The organism is Leucobacter viscericola, from assembly GCF_011299575.1.
Classification (GTDB): Bacteria; Actinomycetota; Actinomycetes; order Actinomycetales; family Microbacteriaceae; genus Leucobacter; species Leucobacter viscericola.
The window spans coordinates 3,310,380-3,326,049 of the sequence record NZ_CP049863.1 but is presented as its reverse complement, the minus strand read 5'-3'; the positions used below and the strand labels follow the sequence as shown (position 1 = coordinate 3,326,049).

The 15,670-nt window shown below is 63.4% G+C and carries 14 protein-coding genes; 8 read left to right on the top strand and 6 right to left on the bottom strand.

The window, feature by feature from the left end; genetic code table 11:
- Positions 1-1,764, bottom strand: coding sequence for an ABC transporter substrate-binding protein (locus G7068_RS14570; RefSeq protein WP_166292625.1), 1,764 nt, complete (start codon positions 1,762-1,764; stop codon positions 1-3).
- A 538-nt stretch (positions 1,765-2,302) separates the two neighbouring features.
- Here G7068_RS14570 and G7068_RS14565 point away from each other — a divergent pair.
- From G7068_RS14565 to G7068_RS14535, 7 genes are all read left to right on the top strand, one after another.
- On the top strand, positions 2,303-3,226 hold the full coding sequence (locus tag G7068_RS14565; RefSeq protein ID WP_166292624.1) for a dihydrodipicolinate synthase family protein: 924 nt from the start codon (positions 2,303-2,305) through the stop codon (positions 3,224-3,226).
- 84 nt (positions 3,227-3,310) lie between these two features.
- Positions 3,311-4,318, top strand: a complete 1,008-nt coding sequence (locus G7068_RS14560) for a proline racemase family protein (protein ID WP_166292623.1) — start codon at positions 3,311-3,313, stop codon at positions 4,316-4,318.
- Positions 4,315-5,271, top strand: a complete 957-nt coding sequence (locus G7068_RS14555; protein ID WP_166292622.1) for an ornithine cyclodeaminase family protein — start codon at positions 4,315-4,317, stop codon at positions 5,269-5,271. Before G7068_RS14560 ends, G7068_RS14555 begins: the two co-directional genes overlap by 4 nt.
- Before the next feature lie 23 nt (positions 5,272-5,294).
- Entirely contained in the window at positions 5,295-6,035 is a 741-nt protein-coding gene (locus tag G7068_RS14550; protein WP_166292621.1) for a GntR family transcriptional regulator, read from the top strand.
- Positions 6,032-7,189 carry an NAD(P)/FAD-dependent oxidoreductase gene (locus G7068_RS14545; RefSeq protein ID WP_166292620.1) on the top strand — a complete coding sequence of 386 codons (1,158 nt, stop codon included), beginning with the start codon at positions 6,032-6,034 and terminating at the stop codon, positions 7,187-7,189. Before G7068_RS14550 ends, G7068_RS14545 begins: the two co-directional genes overlap by 4 nt.
- A complete protein-coding gene (locus G7068_RS14540) occupies positions 7,186-7,533 on the top strand; it encodes a (2Fe-2S)-binding protein (protein WP_166292619.1) in 348 nt (115 codons plus the stop codon). The genes G7068_RS14545 and G7068_RS14540 overlap by 4 nt, the downstream gene beginning before the upstream one ends.
- The gene (locus G7068_RS14535) at positions 7,530-8,990 is read left to right on the top strand and encodes an NAD(P)/FAD-dependent oxidoreductase (protein WP_244304532.1); all 1,461 of its coding nucleotides are present in this window, start codon (positions 7,530-7,532) and stop codon (positions 8,988-8,990) included. Before G7068_RS14540 ends, G7068_RS14535 begins: the two co-directional genes overlap by 4 nt.
- A 118-nt stretch (positions 8,991-9,108) precedes the next feature.
- Here G7068_RS14535 and G7068_RS14530 read toward each other — a convergent pair whose 3' ends face one another.
- The 5 genes from G7068_RS14530 to G7068_RS14510 all read right to left on the bottom strand — a co-directional run bounded on the left by G7068_RS14530 (position 9,109) and on the right by G7068_RS14510 (position 13,905).
- A complete protein-coding gene (locus G7068_RS14530; RefSeq protein ID WP_166292618.1) occupies positions 9,109-9,819 on the bottom strand; it encodes an ABC transporter ATP-binding protein in 711 nt (236 codons plus the stop codon).
- Positions 9,816-10,601, bottom strand: coding sequence for an ABC transporter ATP-binding protein (locus G7068_RS14525; protein WP_166292617.1), 786 nt, complete (start codon positions 10,599-10,601; stop codon positions 9,816-9,818). Before G7068_RS14525 ends, G7068_RS14530 begins: the two co-directional genes overlap by 4 nt.
- Entirely contained in the window at positions 10,598-11,734 is a 1,137-nt protein-coding gene (locus G7068_RS14520; RefSeq protein WP_166292616.1) for a branched-chain amino acid ABC transporter permease, read from the bottom strand. Before G7068_RS14520 ends, G7068_RS14525 begins: the two co-directional genes overlap by 4 nt.
- 2 nt (positions 11,735-11,736) lie before the next feature.
- Positions 11,737-12,630: a branched-chain amino acid ABC transporter permease gene (locus tag G7068_RS14515; protein ID WP_166292615.1), complete on the bottom strand. Its 894-nt coding sequence runs from the start codon at positions 12,628-12,630 to the stop codon at positions 11,737-11,739.
- Between the two features lie 81 nt (positions 12,631-12,711).
- Positions 12,712-13,905, bottom strand: a complete 1,194-nt coding sequence (locus tag G7068_RS14510) for a branched-chain amino acid ABC transporter substrate-binding protein (RefSeq protein WP_166292614.1) — start codon at positions 13,903-13,905, stop codon at positions 12,712-12,714.
- 169 nt (positions 13,906-14,074) lie between these two features.
- On the opposite strand from G7068_RS14510, the gene G7068_RS14505 reads away from it, so the two are divergent.
- Positions 14,075-15,652, top strand: coding sequence for an aldehyde dehydrogenase (NADP(+)) (locus tag G7068_RS14505; protein ID WP_280116222.1), 1,578 nt, complete (start codon positions 14,075-14,077; stop codon positions 15,650-15,652).
- Positions 15,653-15,670: the final 18 nt, after the last annotated feature.

Below are 15,670 nucleotides of genomic sequence, written 5' to 3'. Positions count from 1 at the left end.
TTACTGCTTCAGCCAGATGTTGGTCCAGTCGCCGTTCTGGGCGAGGGCGTAGATCTGGAAGTTCTGGACACGATCAGAGTGGTAGTTTGCCTTCTTGCGCGCCACGATACTGACAATCGGCGAGTCTTTCATGACGGTCTCGTCGACCTGGTGCCAGAGCTTGCCCGCTTCTTCGGGGGTGTCAGCGGCGAGCGCCTCACCCGCGAGCTTGCTGGCCTCCGCGTTGTTGTAATCGACGTAGTTGTACGACTGCGGTGTGCCGTCGAAGAAGAACTGTGGCTGGAAGACACTTCGCGCGGCGCCGCCAACCCAGTCGGGTGACCAGCCGACAAGGGCAACGTCCCAGGCACCGCTCTTGGCGTTCTCGGGGTTCGTCATGAAGTTGGCGTAGTAGTCCGTCGGCGGCACGGGGAACAGCTCAACCTTGATTCCCGCCTTTTCGAGGCTCGCCTGCACGGTCTGCGCAATATCTGGCTGCGTGCCCAGGTTGCGGTAGGGAAACTTCAGGGTGAGGTTGGTAACTCCGGCTTTTGCGAGCAGCTCCTTCGCTTTCTCGGGATCAGCCTTGCCGCTGCCGTCGCCGTAGGGTGCGAACTTCTCGTAGCCGTTGATGCCGGGGCCAAAGATGCCGTTTGTGACGGTCGCGATGTCTTCGCCACCCATCACCTGCACAACCGCTGGCTTGTCGATCGCGTACTGCAGCGCCTCGCGCACCTCGGGCTTCTGCAGCGCGCTGGCGTTATTTGTGGTCTTCGTGTTGATCCACAGGAACTGGTCAATGCCGCCGTTCTCCATGGTCGTGAACTTCTTGTCGTTCGCCGCGGTCAGCTGCTGAATGTTCGCGGGGCTCGGCTGCAGGTCAAAGAGTGCGTCGGCAGATCCAGCTTGCAGCTGCTGCATGGCCGCGTCTCCCTCAACGCCCATCGTCATCTCGATGCTGTCGACGTAGGCCTTACGAAGGGGATCACTGTCGGCCTTCCACGACTTGTTGCGCTCGAGGGTGAGCTTCACGTCGGGGGTGTACGAGGAGATCGTGTACGGGCCCGAGGCAATGAAGTGGCTCTTGTATTCGGGAGAGTCGGGCAGGTAGTCGAGCACCTCGACTGGAGCCGGGTTCGCGTTTGGCAGGCTCAGCATCGAGGTGAAGTCTGAGGCGGGCTCAACGAGTTTGAAGATGACCGTTTGGTCGTCGGGGGTCTGAATGCCCGAGATGTCGTGAGACTCGATGTAGTCCTTCATGGGTCCGACCTCGGGCTTCACCGCGGCGAAGCCGGTGCAGAACTCGTCCATGCCCTCGATGAGGTTGATGAAGTAGCTGCCAAGCGCCGAGGCGATGTGGGGGTTGCAGATGCGCTTGATGCCGCGGGCAACGTCACCCGAGACGATGGGACGCGCGCCATCGGGAGCATCCCAGGTCGCGTCGTCGCGCAGCTTGATCTCGTAGGTGAGGCCGTCCTTGCTCGGAGTTGGCACCTCTTTCGCAAGGTCTGGCTGCAGTTTGGTACGCTCGGCCTCGTCGTTCGAGGCGGTGTAGCTGAGGATCGAGCGCGAGATCGAACGGACCACACTCTCCGAGGGCACGTAGGCGGTGAGCTGAGGATCAATGTGGTCGGCGTCGCCGTTGGCGAGCACCTTGAGCACCCCACCTTTCTGCGGTTCTCCTGAGGCATCCGCAGCGGATCCGCCGCCGCTCGCACAGCCTGAGAGCACCAGGGCAAACGCGGCCGCCGCCGCGGCAATTGGCAAAAGTCGTCGTTGTGTCATCGAGTATCTCCTTTGAATCTCGTTCACGACGCCGGAAGGCATCGCAACACCAGCAAAACACCGGGGGTTCACGTGGTGATATCCGGGGGTCAACGTGGTGGCATGTGCCATATTACATTGCATTGAAGTATTCACCAGCACCGGGTAGTTTCCCCACCCCTCCCAGGCTCCTCCCCAGACCCCTTCCCAGACCCCTTCCCAGGTCCCCTCCCAGATCCCCTCCCCGCGCATGCCAGCCGGTACTGGCACACCAACCGGACCGAAATTGGCGTTGTGAACCGGCTGACTTGTGAGCACCGGCCGGCAAACGCGGCGCCGTCCTACCAGACCCACTTCCACCACCAAACTCCACCTCTACCTCCACCACCAGCCTCCACCTCCACTCCAGCCCCACTTCCACCCCAAACCCACTCCCTAACCCCAAATACCCACAATCTCCCCAGCATCTTGCCGACACTCCACCAAGGTGCTACATTGTGCAATGTCACACCTTATTAAACTTTCAACCCCTCAAACACACTCATCGAAAGGCCCGTTCATGACCGAGAAGAAGCCCTGGCACGGAGTCATCGTCGCCACCGCCCTCCCCTTCAACGACGATCTCTCCGTCGATTTCGATGCCTTCGGCGAGCACGTCGCATGGCTCGCAGAGAACGGCTGCGACGGGGTCGCACCGAACGGATCGCTCGGCGAATACCAGAACCTCAGCGAGGCAGAGCGCGCGCAGGTCGTCAAGACCGCCGTCGACGCTGCCCCCGAGGGCTTCACCGTCATGGCGGGTGTCGGCGCCTACGGCGCGCTACAGTCCGCGCACTGGGCAGAGCAGGCAGCAGAAGCCGGTGCGCAGTGTGTCATGCTGCTCCCCCCAAACACCTACCGCGCGAACCGCGAACAGGTGAAGGATCACTACGCCACCGTCGGCAAGGTGGGCCTACCGATCGTCGGTTACAACAACCCCATCGACACCAAGGTCGACCTCGTGCCCGATCTCATTGCCGAGATCCACGCGGCTGGCAACATGGTGGGCGTCAAGGAGTTCTCCGGCGATCCCCGCCGCATCTACGAGATCAAAGAGCTCGCTCCCGACATCGACATCCTCATCGGCACCGACGACACCGTGCTCGAGGTTGGCCTCGCGGGCGCAGTCGGCTGGGTCTCCGGTTACCCCAACGCGATCCCCCAGTCGTGCATCGAGCTCTACAACCTGTGCACCTCGGGCAACGCGCAAGACCTGGTGCGCGCGCAAGACCTGGTGCGCGCGCAAGAGATCTACCGCGATCTCCACTCGCTGCTGCGCTGGGACTCAAAGGTCGAGTTTGTCGAGGCCATCAAGCTCTCGATGGATGTTCTCGGCCGCAAGGGCGGCGCGTGCCGCCCACCGCGTCTCCCCCTGCCGCAGGCTATCGCCGACAAGATTGTTGCCGACACCAAGGCCGCGGTAGCCAAGGGCTACGGCAAGTAATCTCAGGGGGTGAGGATCGGTACCTGCTGATCCTCACCCCTGTTCCCACCCACAACACACGTTCCAGCCCACCCAGGAGCACTCATGCGCACTTCACGGGTTTTTCACGCGGTTGATTCCCACACCGAAGGCATGCCCACCCGCGTCATTACGGGCGGCGTTGGCGTCTTTCCCGGCGACACCATTGCGCAGCGGCGCACCTGGTTCATGGAGAACAGCGACGAGATTCGGCAGCTGCTCATGTTCGAGCCGCGGGGTCACGCTTCAATGAGCGGCGCCATTCTGCAGCCGCCAACGCGGCCCGACGCCGACTGGGGCGTGCTCTACATTGAGGTTTCCGGCTGCCTGCCGATGTGCGGACACGGCACGATCGGCGTCGCTACGGTGCTCGTTGAAACGGGCATGGTCGAGGTCATCGAGCCCGTCACCACGATCCGGCTCGACACCCCCGCGGGACTCGTTGTCGCGGAAGTCGCCGTGCGCGACGGCCGCGCCGAGCAGGTCACCATCGTCAATGTTCCGTCGTATGCAGAGCGCCTCGACGCAGAGGTGGAAGTGCCGGGGATCGGCACCGTCTCATACGACCTCGCCTTCGGTGGCAACTTCTACGCCATCGTGGAGCTCGAAAAACTCGGCATCGAGTGGCGTGAGGATCGCGCCAACAAGAACGAGCTGCTGGGGGCCGGGCTCGCCATCATGGACGCCATCAACAAGGCCGATGAACCGGTCCACCCCGAGCGGCCCGATATCCGCGGCTGCCACCACGTCTACCTGCAGGCACCGGGTTCCACGGCCGAGCGCTCGCGGCACGCCATGGCAATCTATCCCGGCTGGTTCGACCGCTCCCCCTGCGGCACGGGCACGAGCGCCCGCATGGCACAGCTTCACGCGCGGGGCCTGCTGCCGCTCGAGACAGACTTCATCAACGAGTCCTACATCGGCTCCCGCTTCACAGGTCGACTACTCTCAGAGACCGAGGTCGCCGGAAAACCGGCGGTCATTCCCGCCATCACCGGGCGCGCCTGGCTTACCGGTACGGCGCAGTACTTTCTCGACCCGTCCGACCCGTTCCCGAAGGGATTCCTGCTGTGAACAACCTCCCGTACTTCAACGCCGACGAGGTGCGCGCGGCGCTCCCCTACGACCGTGCGGTGCGCGCGCTCGAAGAGGGCCTGCAAGGCGGGGTGAATCCCGAGGAAGACGGGCCGCGCTTGTTCAGCCCGGCACCAGACGGCGAGTTTTTGCTCATGCCCGCGCAAGGCAACGATTTCAGCGGCGTCAAGGCTCTGACGGTCGCCCCCAACAACCCCGCGCGCGGCCTCGAAAAAATTCAGGGCCTCTACATTCTGTATTCTTCAGACACGCTCGCCCCCGCCGCGGTGCTTGAGGGGTCGAGCCTCACGGCGATCCGCACCCCCGCGGTCACGCTTCTCGCGGTGAGCCGCATCGCCGCGATGGACGATTCGTTTCCCGACGCACCCCGGATGCTCGTGTTCGGAGCCGGGATTCAGGCTGCCGGGCACATCGCGGCAGCGCACGCGCTCTTTCCCTCCGCAGAATTCGCGGTCATCGGACGCAGCGCCGAGCGGGTTGCAAGCCTCAGAGCGCAGTTCCCCGACCTCGAGATCACGGATCGCGGAGCCGACCGCGATGCCGCCGTGCGCGAAGCGGACGTGATCCTCTGCACCACAACCTCGACTTCACCCCTGTTTGACGGCTCACTCGTGTGCGACACCGCCATCGTCGCGGCCGTCGGAACACACGGGCTCGACCACCGCGAACTCGATGATGCGCTGGTGTCGCGCGCCGACATCGTGGTCGAGGGCCGCAAGTCCGCCCGCGCTGAAAACGGCAACCTTTCCACTGCGCTCTCCGACGAGGACTGGGAGCGCCGTCCACCGGCAAACCTCAAGGACCTCGTCACTGGTGGCTTCGTTCGCACCCCCGGTCGGCCTGCCTGCTATACCGGAGTAGGCATGTCGTGGGAAGATCTCATTTGTGCGGCCGCGGTGTTCACTAAAGGACAGTCAGCTTCAGGCCGGTGACAAGAGAGCCCTGAGGAGACACCATGTCAGCAGTACCGAGCACCCCCAAAGGCCAGAGCTCTCCGCTCCGGCCACTCACGCGACCGCTCAACCTGCGTGAGACTGTTCTCGAGCAGCTGCGAACGGCGATCATCACCGGTGAGATCGCTGAGGGTGAGCTCGTCTCCGCGCCAACACTTGGGCTGGCGCTCGGGGTATCGGCGACCCCCGTTCGCGAGGCGATGATGGATCTGGTGCGCGAGGGCCTGGTCGAGACGATCAAAAACAAGGGCTTCCGTGTCACCACCATGAGCGACTCCGATCTCGACGACCTCGCTCAGCTTCGCCGCCTGATCGAGCCGCCCGCTATGCAGATGGTTGTTGGCAACATCGATGACAGCACTCACGCGGAACTTGTTGAGCTGGCCGAGGCCTGCCAGCAGGCAGCCAAGCGCGGCGACCTCGTCGAGTATCTCCGCGATGATCGCGAGTTCCATGCCTTCCTGTTGCTGCAGTCAGGCAACCAGCAGCTCGCCAATCTCGCGACTTCACTGCGCCTCAGGGCGCGCATGTACGGCATCGCGACGCTCGCCGAGAACGGGCTCCTCGCCCACTCGGCGCAGGAGCACCAGCAGTTGCTTGAGCTGCTCCGTTCGGGCGACGCTGAGGCCGCCGAACAGCTCATGCACGAGCACATCGCACACACCCGTAAGTCTTGGGCGACGGGTACTCCCGAGGCTGGTGTGCAGGCCTCCTTGGACAAGGAATCAGACAGGACCACATGACAGCCAGCACGGACGTGATCGTTATAGGCTCCGGCATCATCGGAGCCGCAACCGCCTACTTTGCTGTGCAGGCGGGGCTGTCAGTCCGTGTGATCGAGCGGGATCTTCCCGCGAGTGGAACCACCTCCCGCTGCGAGGGCAACATCCTCGTTTCCGACAAAGAACTCGGGCCCGAGTTGGAACTCACGCAGTTTTCTCTTGGTCTTTGGAAGGGCGAGCTCGCCGAGCACGGCGCGCTCTGGGAGTTCGAGTCAAAGGGCGGCATCATTGTTGCGTCCAAGGAGTCGAGCCTTGCTTCCCTCGACCGCTTCTCTACGGCACAACGATCGTTCGGGATCACGTCCCATTCACTGTCCCCCGACGAACTGCGCGGGCTCGAACCGCACATCACTGAACGCGCACTCGGTGCCGCGTACTATCCCGAAGACAGTCAGGTGCAGCCGATCCTCGCGGCCTCCGAACTACTGCGACTCGCTCGCCTCGCCGGGGCCGTCCTCGAGGTTCGCACCCCGGTCACCGGGTTTATCCACGCCAGTGACGGCGACCGCATCACCGGCGTTCGCACTCCCAACGGCGATTTCTCTGCGGCCCACATCGTCAACGCCACGGGAACCTGGGCGGGCGAGGTCGCAGCCCTCGCGGGTGTCAACGTTCCCGTCAAACCGCGCCGCGGCTTTGTGCTCGTGAGCGAGCCGCTGCCCCCGATGGTGCACCACAAGGTCTACGCGGCCGAGTACGTCGACAATGTCGGCAGCTCCGATGCTGGTCTGCAGGCCTCGCCAGTGGTCGAGGGCACTCCTGCTGGCACGATCCTCATCGGGTCCAGCCGCGAACGCGTCGGTTTCGACGGCACGGTGAGCCCCGAGGCCCTGCGCACTATTGCGCGCAACGCGATCCAGCTATTCCCGTTCCTTGAGCGCACGCGGATCCTGCGCCACTATCACGGCTTTCGCCCGTACTGCCCCGATCACCTGCCCGTCATCGGCCCCGACCCCCGGGCGCCCGGACTGTGGCACGCCTGCGGCCACGAGGGTGCCGGTATCGGACTTGCCGCGGGCACCGGAAAACTGCTCGCGCAGGCGCTCGCTGGCGAGACCCCCGAGCTTTCCCTGAGCCCGTTTCGCCCCGAACGATTCGAGGAGGTCACCGTATGAACGACACACCAGCTCCGAACCCACTCGACGAGGCTGCGGCTCCCGCAGCACCGGTTCAGGCCAGTTTCTGCGGCGAACCCATCACTGCCGAAACCGGGGCAAGCGTCGCAGCGGCCCTGCTCGCGAGTGGTCGCCCCGCCTGGCGCACGACCCGCGACGGCAAGCCGCGCGGGCTCTTCTGCGGCATCGGTGTCTGCTTCGACTGCATCGTTGAGATCGATGGTGAATCCGGGCAGCGCGCCTGCATGATTCCGCTTCGGGAGGGCATGGAGATTCGTCCTGTGCAGACGCCATCGCCGTCACCGTCACCGTCACCGTCGCTGGAGAAGGAGACAAACCCGTGAACGAAATACGACAGCCACAAACTCCTCCGCACGTTGACGTGGCCATCGTGGGCGCGGGTCCAGCCGGTCTCGCTGCGGCGAGCGCCGCGGTCGCCCAGGGCGCGAGTGTCGCCGTCATCGACTCCGCCGAGCAACCGGGCGGTCAGTTTTGGCGGCACCGATCCGAGGCTGCGAGGGTTGCTGACGACGGCGCCTTCCACCACGGCTGGAGTGACTATCTGCAGCTGCGCTCAAGCTTCGACGCGGGCGTGGCTTCGGGGCGGATCCGGTACGTACCCGCAACAAGCGTCTGGTTCGCGCGGCAACTCGGTGATGGCCGGTTTGCGCTCGAACTCGCGCCGAGCCACGGCGCTGGTGTGGCCGCCATTCCCTCGTTACGAGCGGCCAAGCTGATTCTGGCGACGGGAGGCTACGACCGCCAGCTTCCGATCCCCGGCTGGGATCTGCCGGGTGTCATGGCGGCTGGCGGAATCCAGGCGTTCGTCAAACAGAACGGCATGCTGCCGGGGTCGCGATTTGTCATCGCGGGCACTGGCCCCTTCCTGCTGCCCGTCGCCGCAAACATTGTGCAGGCGGGCGGCACGGTCGCCGCGGTCTGCGAATCGGCCAACCTCACCGGCTGGCTCCCCCGCGCCCACCGCGCGGCGGGGGTGCCTTCCAAAGCGATTGAGGGTCTGGAATACACCCGAGTATTCCTGCGTCACCGCATCCCGTACCGCGTTCGCACCGTCATCACCGAAATACTCGGAGAGGATCGCGTGCGAGCCGTTCGCACGGCCCGCGTCGACGCGCGCGGCGCGGTTGTTGCCGGCAGCGAGCGCGACATCGAGGGAATCGACGGGGTCGGACTCGGCTGGGGCTTCACCCCGCAAATGGAGCTTCCCGTGCAATTGGGCGTCGAAACCCGCGTCGACGCCGACGGCTCACTGGTGGGTGTGGTTGACGAGGCCTGCCGGTCATCAGTTCCGGGCCTGTTCTTGGCGGGTGAACTCACGGGCGTTGGGGGCGCCGTGCTCGCGGTGATCGAGGGCAGGATCGCGGGGCGCGCGGCGGGGTCAGCGGCCATGAGGGCCGCGATCGGTCCACCCACCGCGCAGGAAAGAAGAGCCGTCAATCGCCAGCGCTCATTCGCCAATGCCATGCACCGGGCCCACCCTGTGCCTGCTGGCTGGCAGGATCGCCTGCACGACGACACGGTCGTGTGTCGTTGCGAAGAGGTGCCCGCTGGCGCTCTACACAGAGCCAACACCGAGCTCGCCGCCGAAGACCTGCGCACGCAAAAGGGCGTGACCCGCGCGGGCATGGGCTGGTGCCAGGGCCGAGTGTGCGGTTTTGCGGTGTCGTGCCTGTCTGCGCCCGCCGATCCTGCCCCGCAAGCCTCACTCAGCACCTCTGCGAAGCGCCCGGTAGCCCAGCCGATCCCGCTAGGCGCGCTGGCTGAGCTCGCCGACGACTAGCTTCAGGCCCCCTGCGGTGAACGCCAGCCACCGCGTCATCCTGCGCGAGCGCCAGCGAGTCGCAGGATCTCCCCCTGGATTCTGCGACTCGCAAGCTCGCGCAGAATGACGCGAACGCCTACGCCCCCAGGTACGCCTCGATCACTCGAGGATCGGCCGCAAGCTCCTCCGCGGAGCCCTGCATCGTGACGCGACCTGACTCCAGCACGTAGGCGCGGTCGGCAATCTTCAGGGCGGCACGTGCGTTTTGCTCAACAAGCAGGATCGTCGTGCCCTGTTTGTTGACCTCCGTGATGATTTCCATGACCTGCTTCACGATGAGGGGCGCGAGACCCATTGAGGGCTCGTCGAGCAGCAGAAGCTTCGGCCCGCCGACGAGCGCCCGCCCGAGCGCAAGCATCTGCTGTTCGCCGCCGGACAGCGTGCCGCCCTGCTGCTCGCGGCGCTCGGCAAGACGCGGCATGAGCGCGTAGGCCTCATCCGCACGCTGGTTGATGAGCTTTTGATCCTTCACCAGGTAGCCGCCGAGCAGCAGATTCTCGTGCACGGTCATCGTGGAGAAGATACGTCGACCCTCGGGAATGTGCAGCAGACCCGCTCCAACCAAATCCCAGGGCTGCAGCTTGGTGAGATCCTTATCTCCCCACTTCGCGATTCCACTCTTGGCCCGCACGAGACCCGAGATCATCGAGAGGGTCGAGGTTTTGCCGGCGCCGTTGTTGCCGAGCAGCGAAACGATCTCGCCCTCGTTGACCTCGAGACTCAAATCTCGCAGCGCGTGCACGCGGTTGTAGAACAGCTCGACGTGTTCCAGTTTGAGCATGCTCATTCTTCTTCCTCCCCGAGGTATGCCGCGATCACAACGGGATCCTGCTTGATCTGCTCAGGGGTGCCGTCAGCGATCTCCTTGCCGTAGTTCAGCACGACGATGCGTTCCGACACCTCCATAACAAGGCCCATGTCGTGCTCGATGAGTACGATCCCGACCCCCAGATCGCGGATCTTGCGGATCAGCCCCATCAGCTCGTTCTTTTCGCTGTGGTTGAGGCCCGCTCCTGGTTCGTCGAGCAATAGCAGCCGGGGCTGGGTTGCGAGCGCTCGCGCGATCTCAACGCGACGCTGCTCGCCATACGGAAGCTGCGTGACGAGCAACTCGTCGTCGGCCCGGAAGCCCACAAAGTCGAGCCAGCCCCGCGCGTCCTCATCGCACTGTCGCTCGCTCTGTTTGTAGCGCGGGGTGTGCAGCATCGCATCAAGAAAGTTCTGCCGCAGGTGGGAGTGCATCGCCGTTTTCACGTTCTCAAGCACGGTCATCTCGGCGAAGAGACGCACGTTCTGAAAGGTGCGCGCCATCCCGCGCTTCGTAATGTACGAGGGTTTGCGGCGCGTAATCGACTCACCGCCAAAGGTCACCGAGCCGCGGTTCGGCTGGTAAAAGCCCGAGATGCAGTTGAAAGCACTCGTTTTGCCCGCGCCGTTCGGTCCGATCACCGAGACGATCTCCCCCTCACTCACCGAGAAGGTAACGCCGTCGACCGCTTTGATGCCGCCGAAGGAGACCGCGAGATCCTTCACCTCGAGTAAAGGTGTAGCAATAGCTGTCTGACTCATCGCCGCTCCTCATCCGTGAACACTTCTTCATCCGATGCACCGACCACGGAAACCGCAGAGGTCGGCGGGACCCCCGGGATCTCGCGCTTCTTCAAGAACGGCAGCACCGCGTTGGCGGGCCAGATTCCCTTGGGCCTGAAGATCATCGCAACAACCAGCAGCACACCGAAGATCAGGTACCGCCACTCAGAGAAGTCGCGGAGCAGCTCCGGGGCAAGGGACACAAACAGCGCGCCGATAATCACACCCGGCGTCGATCCCATGCCACCGAGCACCACCGCCATTAGCACGAGCGCAGAGTACAGAAACTCGAAGCTGTTGGGCGATATCGCCGAGAGGTGACTCGCCATGAGAGTACCCGCGAATCCGCCCCAGACGGCACCGATGATGTAGGCGAGCAGCTTCGTGGCGTAGCCGTTGATGCCCATCGCCTCGCTGACGTCCTCGTCATCGCGCACCGATTTCCATGCGCGCCCGAGTTTGCCCTTGCCGAGACGCGAGACGGCGACAACAGCAAGGCCGATCCCCACAAACAACACGAAGTAGTAGAACAGCACCTTTGCGTTGAAGTGAATCCCTCCGATGTCGAGACCGTCAGCGAACGACCAGCCGAAAAACGACCAGGTCGGGATGCCGTGGATGCCGCTCGGACCACCCGTGATCTTGAGGTTGTTTGCGGTGATGCGAATAATCTCACCGAAGCCGAGCGTCACGATCGCGAGGTAGTCACTGCGCAGCCGCAGCGTCGGGCCGCCGATAATCACGCCAGCAAGAATGCACGCGACGATCACAAACGGGATCGTCTCAAGCATCGACAACCCGAACTGGGTTGTGAGGATGCCGCTCGTATATGCCCCGACCGCCATAAAGGCGATGTAGCCGAGGTCGAGCAGACCGGCATAACCCACCACAACGTTGAGGCCCATGGCCAGCACGATGTAAATGAATGCCGAGGTGAGAATCGAAATGATGTAGGGCGTCGCCGAGATAAAGGGAATGATCGCGGCGACCACAAAGAGCACAAGCGCGAGCAGCTTCATGAACCGCTCGGGCGCGAGGATCCCTGAAATAGCTGGCGGACGCTCGATGGTAGGCCGGGGCGCTTTCAAGCGCGGGGCTTTTGTTTGAGACATGGTCACACCCTCTCCACGACGCGTTCGCCGAGAATGCCGGTCGGTTTGAAGACGAGGAACAGGATCAGGAACCCGAACGCAAACACGTCGCGCCACTGGCCCCCGAGAAAGTGAGTGCCGAATGATTCGAGCAGTCCGAGCACGATCCCACCGAGCATTGCCCCGTAGAGATTGCCGATACCGCCAATCACCGCCGCGGTGAACGCCTTGAGCCCGATCACAAACCCCATCAGAAAGTCGATGGTGCCGTAGTAGGCCGCCGCCATCACGCCAGCAGCACCTGCGAGCGCCGAGCCAATAAAGAACGTGCGTGAAATCACCTTGTTAACATTGACCCCCATTAGCAGGGAGGCTTTCTGGTCCAGCGCAATCGCGCGCATCGCGCGCCCCTCGCGGGAGTGCATCACGTAGCGCTGCAGCAGGAACATGAGGATCGCGGCGACCAGCATGAGCACAAGCTGTGGCATCGTGATCCTCGCCCCGAACACCTCCACGGGAGCGCCCTGCAGCCTGATCGGAAAGACGAGTGGGCTCGCACCGAAGATCTGCCGCACCGCGTACTCAAGGGTGAACGAGACACCAACCGCGGTAATAAGTGCCGCAAGCCTCGGGCTCGTGCGGAGCGGTCGATAGGCAACCCGCTCGATGAGCACACCGATGCCTCCGGTGAGCAGCATCGTGATGAGTAGCACAAGAAGAAGGATCGGGATCGAGCCGAGGCCAAACAGGCCGGTCATGCCGCCGAGCACAACAAACGCGAGAAACGAACCGAGCATATACAGGTCGCCGTGCGCGAAGTTCAGCAGCTTGATGATGCCGTAGACCATGCTGTAACCGAGCGCGACGAGTGCGTAGAACGAGCCGACGAACAGCCCGTTCCATATCAATTGGAACATCGTGAAGCCTCTTTGCTGTCGAGTGGACGTTGCAGAGTTGGGAACGGGCCGCCCGGAGCGAACTCCGGGCGGCCCGTCACGCTAGCTCTTCAGATCGTCCTTCAGCACGAAGGCACCGTCTTCACCCGTGGGCTCGACGATCACGAAGCCGCCACCCTCACGAGAGCCGTCAGCCGCAAAGGTGAGATCTCCGGTCAGTAGCGGGAAGTCCTTGAGATCCTTCAGCGCCTTCACCACCGCGTCGTAATCGGTGCCACCGGCATTTTTGTAGGCCTCGGCGAGGGTCTTGACCGCTTCGTAACTCTGGATCGAGTACGGCCCCGGATCCGCACCGTTTGAGACCTTCTTGTAATCAGCGATCCACTTGTCGCCACCCTCGAGCATGTCGGGGGTTCTGGTGAAGGTACCAACAACGTTCTTGATGGAATCCGGTCCGGCGATTGCCGCGAGCTGCGCATCTACAGAGCCGTCACCGACCAGGATCGGCCCATCGTAGCCACCGCCACGAAGCTGATTGATGAGAAGCCCACCCGCCTGGTAGTAGCCCGTCCACACGACGAAGTCGGGGTTTGCCGAGAGCACACTGTTTACGTTGGCGGAGAAGTCCTTCTCCTTGGGGTTGATCGACTCGCGCTTCACAACTTTGAAGCCGTCGGCCTGCTTCTCAACGGAGTCCGCGAGGTCGACCGAATAGTCAGTGTTGTCGTCGATCACCACGACCGACTTTGCGCCAACCTTCTTGATGTACTTCACCGCAGACTCAGCCTGCTGCGTGCCGGTGCCGTTGATCATAAAGGCGCCCTGACCGACGAGCTCGTTTGAGTTCGCAGCGGGGATCACCATCGGTACCTGGGCATCCGCAAAGATCGGCAGGGTCGGCAGCGTTGCCCCGGAGCAGTATCCACCGACCGAGCCCTTCACACCCGCGGTGACAAGCTTGTTCGCCGCCGCGACCGCCGCGGTGGGATCACAACCGTCGTCTTCGGTGACGAGCTCAAGGTCGCGCCCGTCAACTCCACCGTCAGCGTTGACCTCGTTGATGGCAAGCTGCGCACCAAACTTCATGTAGTCGCCGAACGCTGCTTCAGAGCCGGAGAATGGTGCGAGCATGCCGAGCTTGATGTTGCCCTTGCCGGAGTCACCGGAGTCCCCGCCGCTGGCGAGGCCACCCGAGCAGCCCGTGAGAGCGAGGCCGATTGAGAGGGCAACTGCTCCGGTCGCTACGAGCCTCGACCTGTGAGATTTCCGGGCTGTTGCTGATCGTTTTAGGGACATGTTCTACCTTTCCTGGATACTTCGTTGAATCTTGGGAAGAGTGTGCGACATCACCTCTGACGCCATGTGCAATATTACATTGTATAGTTGACGTGTTTCCATTTTAATGTCACGAATCGGACACAATTCTTATCTACACGGTCGTTATCTCACGAAAAGACCATAAGAAATCAACAGTTTTACCACGCGCCTATCGGCACCATTTCGATCGAAGGAACTAGATATGACCGTCGAAGCTCTCTCCCCCGAACTCGAAACCGTCGTCGCAAACGCGGCCTCAGCGACTGCCATCCTAGCGGCGACCTCCCCCGGCGCTCGCGCTTCCGCGCTCGTTGCGGTCGCCGACGCCCTCGAAGCCGCAAAACCCGCGCTTGTGGCGATCGGCATGGAAGAAACCGGTCTTACTGAAGCGCGCCTCACGGGCGAGGTCACCCGCACCGCTGTGCAGCTGCGCCTTTTTGCCACAACGATCCTCGATGGCTCATACCTCGACGCCCGCATCGACTACGCCGATGCCGACTTCGCGCTCGGAGTACGCCCCGACATCCGTCGCACCCACATTCCAGTCGGCCCCGTCATCAATTTCTCCGCCTCAAACTTCCCGTTCGCGTTCTCGGTTATGGGCGGCGACTCTGCCGCGATCCTCGCAGCTGGTTGTCCCCTCATTGTGAAGGCGCACTCCGGGCACCCCCGGCTCAGTGACGCCACCGCAGAGGTCGCGTCCGCCGCTTTGGCCGCGGCGGGAATGCCCGCTGGCACTTTCCAGCTCATCCACGGTCGCGAGGCCGGTGTCGCAGTGCTGAAGGATCCGCGCATCAAGGCCGGTTCATTCACCGGCTCGATCAGTGTCGGCCGTCTCCTCGCAGACATTGCGGCCTCGCGCCCCGCCCCAATCCCGTTCTTTGGTGAGCTCGGCTCGGTGAATCCCGTTTTCATCACGGCCGACGTCATCGCCGAGCGCGCAACCGATATCGCGTCGGGCTACCTCACGAGCGTTGCGGGGTCCGCCGGCCAGCTCTGCACCAAGCCCGGGTTTGCGTTTGTACCGGCAGATTCGGATCTCCCCGCTGCGATCCAGGCCGCCGCGGGTGAGCCCTCCGAGCACAGGCTTCTCGACCCCCGCATTGCACGCAGTTACGAGGAGCGCCGCACCGCGATCCTCACCGCCCCCGGTGTGCGGGCTCTTGTCGAGGGCGGCATTCGCTTCGATGAGGCAGGGCACGGTTGGGCAACCCCGACCATCGTCATCGTTTCGCTCGCGGACTTCCGAGCCAGCAAGGAAGCGCTCGTCGATGAGGCCTTCGGCCCGCTCTCGATTGTGGTTGAGACGCCTGTTGGCACGGATCTTGCAGCGCTAGTGCGCGAGTTCTTCGAGGGCAACCTCACCGGCACCCTCCACATCAGTGATGCCGAAGGCTCCGGCGATTCCACAAACACCAACGAACTCCGCGTCCTCGTGAACGCGCTCAGCCAGCAGGTGGGTCGTGTGCTGTTCAACGGCTGGCCCACGGGAGTCGCCGTCACCCCCGCGCAGCAGCACGGCGGTCCGTGGCCGGCAACCACCAACGACTCGAGCACCTCGGTCGGCACCGCGGCGATCACACGCTTCCTGCGTCCTGTCGCCTACCAGAGCGCCCCCGCGGCATTTCTACCTGAGGTACTTCAAGACACCAACCCACTCGGCGTCCCCCAGGCCATCGCGCCCGCGGGCGAGTCAAAGGCGTGGGGGTCGGCGGCGCGCGACTAACCCGCGCACACCACGGCC

Bases quoted from the DNA above. Each gene is read 5' to 3' on its own strand.
- G7068_RS14515 (WP_166292615.1), bottom strand. From the start codon at position 12,630: ATGTTCCAATTGATATGGAACGGGCTGTTCGTCGGCTCGTTCTACGCA.
- G7068_RS14510 (WP_166292614.1), bottom strand. From the start codon at position 13,905: ATGTCCCTAAAACGATCAGCAACAGCCCGGAAATCTCACAGGTCGAGG.
- G7068_RS14545 (WP_166292620.1), top strand. From the start codon at position 6,032: ATGACAGCCAGCACGGACGTGATCGTTATAGGCTCCGGCATCATCGGA.
- G7068_RS14540 (WP_166292619.1), top strand. From the start codon at position 7,186: ATGAACGACACACCAGCTCCGAACCCACTCGACGAGGCTGCGGCTCCC.
- G7068_RS14520 (WP_166292616.1), bottom strand. From the start codon at position 11,734: ATGTCTCAAACAAAAGCCCCGCGCTTGAAAGCGCCCCGGCCTACCATC.
- G7068_RS14570 (WP_166292625.1), bottom strand. From the start codon at position 1,764: ATGACACAACGACGACTTTTGCCAATTGCCGCGGCGGCGGCCGCGTTT.
- G7068_RS14560 (WP_166292623.1), top strand. From the start codon at position 3,311: ATGCGCACTTCACGGGTTTTTCACGCGGTTGATTCCCACACCGAAGGC.
- G7068_RS14530 (WP_166292618.1), bottom strand. From the start codon at position 9,819: ATGAGCATGCTCAAACTGGAACACGTCGAGCTGTTCTACAACCGCGTG.
- G7068_RS14550 (WP_166292621.1), top strand. From the start codon at position 5,295: ATGTCAGCAGTACCGAGCACCCCCAAAGGCCAGAGCTCTCCGCTCCGG.
- G7068_RS14525 (WP_166292617.1), bottom strand. From the start codon at position 10,601: ATGAGTCAGACAGCTATTGCTACACCTTTACTCGAGGTGAAGGATCTC.
- G7068_RS14565 (WP_166292624.1), top strand. From the start codon at position 2,303: ATGACCGAGAAGAAGCCCTGGCACGGAGTCATCGTCGCCACCGCCCTC.